The sequence below is a fragment of the Pseudoduganella sp. HUAS MS19 genome (assembly GCF_053615455.1).
Window position 1 is genome coordinate 6,412,738 of the sequence record NZ_CM132133.1, and the last position, 6,530, is coordinate 6,419,267.

Genomic DNA, 6,530 nt, shown 5'->3' on the forward strand with positions numbered 1-6,530 from the left:
ATAGAATCGCGCCATAAAGGAGTTCACTATGTATACGCTCAATAAGTGGCACCAGAAGTTGCCAACCCTGCTGGTCGCAGCCCTCCTCACCGCTTGCGGTGGCGGTGGCGGCGGTGATAGTTCCGCTCCCCCGGTGTTCGAACCGCCGGTTAACAACCCGCCGACGACGTCCTGCGTCGTTTCGCCAACGGGCGTGCCAGGCGCAACCGGCGATACGGCTATCGACGGCTTCAACTGGTTCAATTACCGCCGCGCCGACATCGGCCTCGCCATGTTGACCTGCAATGAGCTGCTGAACAAGGCGGCCCTTGGCCATTCGAACTACCTGCGCCTGAATAACACGGTGTCGCACGACCAGGTGGCCGGCAATCCGGGCTTTACCGGCGTGACGGTGGCAGACCGCCTTAACAACGCCGGCTACACCCTGGGTACCTCGTATGCATACGGCGAAGTGATCTCCGCCGCCGGCGACCGCTCCGGCTTCTACCACGCGGAAGAACTGATCGCAGCGATCTACCACCGCTTCGTGATTTTCGAACCCAAGTTCCGCGAGATGGGCACCGGCGCCTCTACTGCAGGCAGCGGCTACACCTACTTCACCTCGAACATGGCGACCCGCAACGGTTTTGGCGCCGGCCTGGGCAAGGGCAATATCGTCACCTATCCGAAGAGCGGCCAGACTGCGGTCCCGACCTCCTTCGACAGCGATACCGAATCGCCCGACCCGGTACCGAACCAGAACCGCGTCGGCTACCCGATCAGCGTGCACTCGGACATCACCGGCAATATCACGGTGACCAGCTTCACCGTTCGCCCGCGCGGTGGCGCGCAAATGAACACGCGCCTGCTGACCAGCAGCACCGACCAGCATACGCCGGTGCATGCCGCCTCCATTGTTCCGCTGTCTACACTGACCGGCAACACCACGTATGACGTGAGCTTCACCGGCACGGTCGACAGTATCGCAGTGACGAAAAATTGGTCATTTACGACAAAATAACGTCCCTCCCCTAGCCCACATCGGGACAGAGTGCTAAATTCTGTCCTGATGAGCAACCTCCTTTCCAGCGCACCAATACGCCAGTGCCTCGACGTCGAGGAGGGACTGGATCGCCTGATGGGCGAACGCGCGCTGTACCTCCAGATCCTGCGCCGCTTCCTGCAGGATTATCGCGATTCCTGTAACCGTATCCAGTCGCTGCTGACGCAGCAGCAGGAGAGCAAGGCACAACTGGCAGCACACTCGCTGAAAGGATCTGCGGGCCTGATCGGCGCGCAGCTCGTGCACGACCAGGCGGTGCTGGTGGAAAACGCCATTGCCGACAGCGCCGACGTCGACGCCCTGCTCTCGCAACTTTCAGTGCTGCTGCGCGAAACCTGCGGCAGGATCGACAATCTCCTGTGTGAGCATGACGGCAGGGCAGCGGCAAGCGCGCCGCCCGCGGTCGATCCCGCGCAGTTGCGCGCATTGATCGAAGAACTGGTGGGACTGCTGCGTGAAGGTGATGGTGCTGCTATCGACCTGGTGGAAAAATCGGCGACGGTACTGGCAACTGCGTTAGGCGTGCCGACCTTCCAGATGATTGCGGCGGCGACGCATGCATTCGATTTCGAAACTGCACTGGACGTGCTGGAGATGGAACTCTAGCCGCTATCAACCTGAGAAGTGCGCCTCTTCATCGAAAGAATCCGCGCACTCTTTGCCGCAGAACCGGCGCACGGCGTCCAGTGGTTTTTCGCAGTACCAGCAGGAGCCCTTGGGAGGCAACGATTGGCGCACGCCGCTTGGGCGCTCGGCCGTCGCGACATTTTCAGCGGGTGGGATTTCCTGTTGCGTCTCCACGATATTCCCCTTTACAGACAAGCCCTGGAACCAAGGTTACTGCATTGCCCAGACAGGAACATGACCTGCCTCAACAAAATAATAGCAGGATTAAATCAGTGGCATAGGTGACTCAACGTGCGCCAGCGCACCAAAAGAAACAAAATTATTCCAATGGGATGCACTGGCGCGATAGGACTTAGTTCCGCGTCATCATTTGCCGATGCAGAAGCGCGAGAAGATCACGCCCAGCAGGTCGTCGGAAGAGAACTCGCCGGTGATGGTGGAGAGCTGCACTTGCGCCAGGCGCAGCTCTTCCGCGAACAGGTCCAGCGACTGGTCGGTTTGCGCGGCGTGCTGACCGGCGTAGTCGAGATGCCGGGATGCGTTGCGCAATGCGATCAAGTGGCGTTCGCGCGCGAGGTAGAGCGACTCGCCGGTTTGCTGCCAGCCGGCGATGCGCAGCAGTTCCGCGCGCAGCAGGTCGATGCCGGTCTTCTCGTTGGCGGACAGGTAGATGTGCGTTGCATCCGGCATCTCGTCGACCGATGGCTTGTGGCCGGACAGGTCGATCTTGTTCCAGATGCGCAGTACCGGCACGCCTTGCGGGAAGTTGGCGACGATGGCTTCGTCGTGGCGGGTCGGGCCGTGGTCGGCGTCCAGCAGGTGCAGGATGACATCGGCCTTGCCCACTTCGCCCCAGGTACGTTCGATGCCGATGCGCTCCACCACGTCCACTGTTTCATCATGGCCGCGGATGCCGGCGGTGTCGATGATGTTGAGGGGGATGCCTTCGATCTGGATTGTTTCGCTGACCTTGTCGCGCGTGGTGCCGGCGATCGGCGTGACGATGGCGACGTCGGCGCCGGCCAGTGCATTCAAGAGTGAAGACTTGCCGACGTTCGGCTGGCCGACCAGCACCACGTTCAGGCCTTCGCGCAGCAAGGCGCCTTGCGAGGCTTGCCTGAACACCTGGTCGAGCGCTTCGACGATGCCTTTCAGCTGGCCGCGCGCGTCGGACTTTTCGAGGAAGTCGATTTCCTCTTCCGGGAAGTCGAGCGTGGCTTCCACCAGCATGCGCAGGTGGGTGACGCGCTCCACCAGGGCGTGGATGGTTTGCGAGAAGGCGCCGCTGAGCGATGCGGAGGCGGACTTGGCGGCTGCTTCGGTAGAGGCGTCGATCAGGTCGGCCACGGCTTCGGCCTGCGCCAGGTCCAGTTTGTCGTTCAGGTAGGCACGGCGGGTGAATTCGCCCGGCTCCGCCAGGCGCAAGCCTTGTTCGGCGCCGGCTTCCAGCACGCGCTGCAAGAGCATTTGCAACACGATCGGACCGCCGTGGCCCTGCAGCTCGATCACGTCTTCGCCGGTGTAGGAGTGCGGCGCCTTGAACCAGATCGCAATGCCCTGGTCGATGATGCTGCCGTCGGCTTGTGTGAAGGGGATGTAGGTGGCGTGGCGCGGCTTGAGTTCAGTGCCCTGGAACAGGGCTTGCGCCAGCGGCTGCAGGTTCTTGCCGGACGCGCGCACAACGCCGATGCCGCCGCGGCCGGGCGCCGTGGCGATTGCTGCGATGGGGGAGGAGTCTAAGTTCATTTTCTGATTCTAATCTTTAAACCGGTAAACCAGTGTCTGACCCGCAGGGTCAGACACTGACTGGCTGCGGCCGCCTTGCCGGTTTCAAAAAAAAGCCCGCGTCTGGCGCGGGCTTTTCTGTCATTACTTGGCTACGCCAACCTCTATCTTCTTGGTAATCACCCACTGCTGCGCAATCGACAGCAGGTTGTTCACTACCCAGTACAGCACCAGGCCGGACGGGAAGAAGAAGAACATGACCGAGAAGGCGATCGGCATGAACATCATCATCTTGGCCTGCACCGGATCCGCCGGTTGCGGGTTCAGCTTGGTGGTGATGTACATCGAAATCGCATACAGGACCGGCAGGATCGCCCATGGGTCGTGCTGGGTCAGGTCAGTGATCCACAGCGCCCACGGAGCGCCGCGCATTTCAACCGACGCGTTCAGCACCCAATACAGGGCGATAAACACCGGCATCTGCACCAGGATAGGCAGGCAGCCGCCGAGAGGATTGATCTTCTCGGTCTTGTACAGCTCCATCATGGCCTGGTTCATCTTCTGCGGGTCGCCTTTGTAACGCTCGCGGATGGCGGTCATCTTCGGCGTCACGGTCTTCATCTTCGCCATCGAGCGGAAGGAAGCGGCCGACAGAGGGAAGAACAGCAGCTTGATGGCCACGGTGAAGGCGATGATGGTCCAGCCCCAGTTGCCGACCACGGAGTGGATGGCAGCCATCGCGGCCCACATCGGGCGTGCCACGATTGCCAGGAAGCCGTAGTCCTTCACCAGGTCCAGGCCTTCGGTGACCTGCTTCAGGGTATCGGTATCCTGGGGGCCGGAGTACAGGCGGGCAGTATTGGTCACGGTGGCGCCTGGCGCCACGGTGCCCAGCGGCTGCACCACGCCGATGGAGTACAGGTTCTCGCCTTCCTTCTTGGTGAAGATGGTGCGCTCCAGCTTATCCTGAGGTACGAAAGCGGAAACGAAGAAGTGCTGCGCGATCGCGACCCAGCCGTCCTTTGCCTCCGTTACGTGGCCAGGCTTGAACTTAGGATCTTCTGCCAGCGACGCGGCATCTTTCTCGATCTGCTTGAACTCGTACTTCTTGTACTGGCCTTCAGAGGTGTACATGGTCGGAGCGATGAAGGATGGATTCATCCAGCTGGCGCCTTCCGGCGGGGTGCCGTCATGCTTCAGCTGCAGGTAGAGCTGCGGTGCCAACGGTGCGGCGCTGGTGTTGGTGACGGTATGCTGCACGTCCACCACGTAGTCGCCCTTCTTGAAGGTGAAGGTCTTGGTCAGTTTGACGCCGCCCTGCTCCGCCTCCAGCACCAGTTTCACTTGGTTGGCGTCGTTCAGCATGCGCGCGCCCGGCTGAGCCACGAACGCGGTCTGGTGGTTCGGCAGGCCAGGAGCGCCTACCAGGCCGGTTTCGCCAAGGTAGATATGCTTGCCATTCTCGGTGAACAGCACTTCGGTCTTCTGGCCGCCCTTAGGCTTGCAGAACTCGAACAGGCCGAAGCAGCCGCCCAGCCAGCCCGGATCGCCGGCTTCCTTGTGCTTCAGCAGTTCCAGGCGCTTGATGGTGCCGCCCAGGGTGTCGATATCGACACGCATCACGTCGGTGGTGATGGTCACCACTTCGGTCTTGATCGGTGCAGCGGCAGCGGCGCCATTCGCCGCAGCGGCGGTGCCGGCTACAGCGGCTGGAGCAGGCGTACCGCCGGCAGCCGCCGGCGCCGTAGCCACGGCGGCTGGCTTGACAGGCGCCGGAGCGAACATGGACGGCTTGCCCGTCGAGATCATCCAGTTATTCCACAGGATAACCAGCGACACGGCGAAGACGATCCACAGGATTGAGCGTTTATTGATATCCATTCGGTTCTTCAGGAGTGGTTGAAGTGCTTGGGCGGCACGGGATCGAACCCGCCCGCGTTCCAGGGATGGCAGCGGCATACCCGGCGCAATGCCAGGTAACTGCCTTGAGCCGCACCATGCTCGCGCAGGGCTTCCAGCGCATAGTTGGAGCAGCTAGGGTAAAAACGGCAACTTGGCGCCCCCATCAGCGGACGGATGGCAAGTTGGTAGAAGCGCACCAGGAGTTTGAGCAGCGTATTCATTTCGCCGGCCTGGCCTTGTTGGCTTGTGCAAAGAGGCGCGTCAGTTCCTGGCGCAGTTCGGCCTTCAGCCTGGCGGTGGTGGCCGGGCCGTCCTTGCTGTTGACGGGGCGCGACAGGCGCACCACGCAATCAATGGCAGGAAGGTCGGTAACGCGGAACAGTTCGCGCGTGACGCGTTTGATGGTGTTGCGGGTGACCGCGCGCGGTGCAAAGCGTTTGGCAACGACAATGCCCAGCCGCGCATTCGGCAGCTGGTTCTGGCGGGTATAGAGCACGAAGTGCGCGCTCTTCTGCGTTGGCCGCAAACTAAAAACGGATGAAAATTCATCCGTTTTTATGATGCGCCGAGCGCGAGCGAAGTCGTGTCTGCCTTCGCCTGTCGAGCTGTTAGGACAGCTTTCCACGCGATCAGCTAACAAGCGTGCTTAAACTACAGCCAGACGCTTGCGGCCTTTTGCACGACGTGCGTTCAGGACTTGACGGCCGCCACGGGTAGCCATACGGGCGCGGAAGCCGTGGGTGCGCTTGCGACGCACAACGGAAGGTTGGTAAGTACGTTTCATGTTGGTCTCGCTAAAAAATACAAAATCGGGACGGACGGTGTCCCTAAAAATGTTGGTGCCAATGACATTTCGCGCACTGCGCCAATCTCACTGCCCGCTAAATCCGCGCGTCGTATCTGAAAAATCACGGACTACGGGCGGGGAACCCAGGATTATCGGGATTTTTCGGTTTACTGTCAACCACTTAAACCGCTTCAAACCGGTAACCCGGTGTCAGACCCGCAGGGTCTGACACCAACCCGCGGCAGCCGCATATGAGGGGTCTGACCCTGCGGGTCAGGCCCCGGTTTACCGGTTTTGATCAGTTTGGTTGCAAAAAGACCAACCCCAGCACGGTTGTGCAAAAATTCTGGTTAACCTGTGGATAACTTCCGACTTAGCGGCTAAAATAGCGCGTTACGTGTGGCGATTACGAACGCCCTCCCACACTTTTTGCATATAGACAGATTC

Annotated in this window: 8 protein-coding genes; 2 read left to right on the forward strand and 6 right to left on the reverse strand. The window is 60.7% G+C overall.

What is annotated here, in order from left to right:
* Positions 1-28: 28 nt before the first annotated feature.
* Positions 29-1,000 carry a CAP domain-containing protein gene (locus ACWBU6_RS29420; RefSeq protein ID WP_452646850.1) on the forward strand — a complete coding sequence of 324 codons (972 nt, stop codon included), beginning with the start codon at positions 29-31 and terminating at the stop codon, positions 998-1,000.
* Between the two features lie 48 nt (positions 1,001-1,048).
* The gene (locus ACWBU6_RS29425; protein ID WP_452646851.1) at positions 1,049-1,648 is read left to right on the forward strand and encodes an Hpt domain-containing protein; all 600 of its coding nucleotides are present in this window, start codon (positions 1,049-1,051) and stop codon (positions 1,646-1,648) included.
* Positions 1,649-1,654: 6 nt separating this feature from the next.
* On the opposite strand, the gene ACWBU6_RS29430 is transcribed toward ACWBU6_RS29425, so the two are convergent.
* From ACWBU6_RS29430 to rpmH, 6 genes are all read right to left on the reverse strand, one after another.
* The gene (locus ACWBU6_RS29430) at positions 1,655-1,843 is read right to left on the reverse strand and encodes a hypothetical protein (RefSeq protein ID WP_452646852.1); all 189 of its coding nucleotides are present in this window, start codon (positions 1,841-1,843) and stop codon (positions 1,655-1,657) included.
* Positions 1,844-2,035: 192 nt separating this feature from the next.
* On the reverse strand, positions 2,036-3,415 hold the full coding sequence (gene mnmE / locus ACWBU6_RS29435) for a tRNA uridine-5-carboxymethylaminomethyl(34) synthesis GTPase MnmE (protein ID WP_452646853.1): 1,380 nt from the start codon (positions 3,413-3,415) through the stop codon (positions 2,036-2,038).
* A 123-nt stretch (positions 3,416-3,538) separates the two neighbouring features.
* Positions 3,539-5,275 carry a membrane protein insertase YidC gene (gene yidC, locus ACWBU6_RS29440; RefSeq protein WP_452646854.1) on the reverse strand — a complete coding sequence of 579 codons (1,737 nt, stop codon included), beginning with the start codon at positions 5,273-5,275 and terminating at the stop codon, positions 3,539-3,541.
* An 8-nt stretch (positions 5,276-5,283) separates the two neighbouring features.
* Entirely contained in the window at positions 5,284-5,517 is a 234-nt protein-coding gene (gene yidD, locus ACWBU6_RS29445) for a membrane protein insertion efficiency factor YidD (protein WP_452646855.1), read from the reverse strand.
* Positions 5,514-5,921 carry a ribonuclease P protein component gene (rnpA, locus tag ACWBU6_RS29450; protein WP_452649635.1) on the reverse strand — a complete coding sequence of 136 codons (408 nt, stop codon included), beginning with the start codon at positions 5,919-5,921 and terminating at the stop codon, positions 5,514-5,516. Before rnpA ends, yidD begins: the two co-directional genes overlap by 4 nt.
* Positions 5,922-5,942: 21 nt before the next feature.
* Positions 5,943-6,080, reverse strand: coding sequence for a 50S ribosomal protein L34 (gene rpmH / locus ACWBU6_RS29455; protein ID WP_078035393.1), 138 nt, complete (start codon positions 6,078-6,080; stop codon positions 5,943-5,945).
* Between the last annotated feature and the right edge of the window lie 450 nt (positions 6,081-6,530).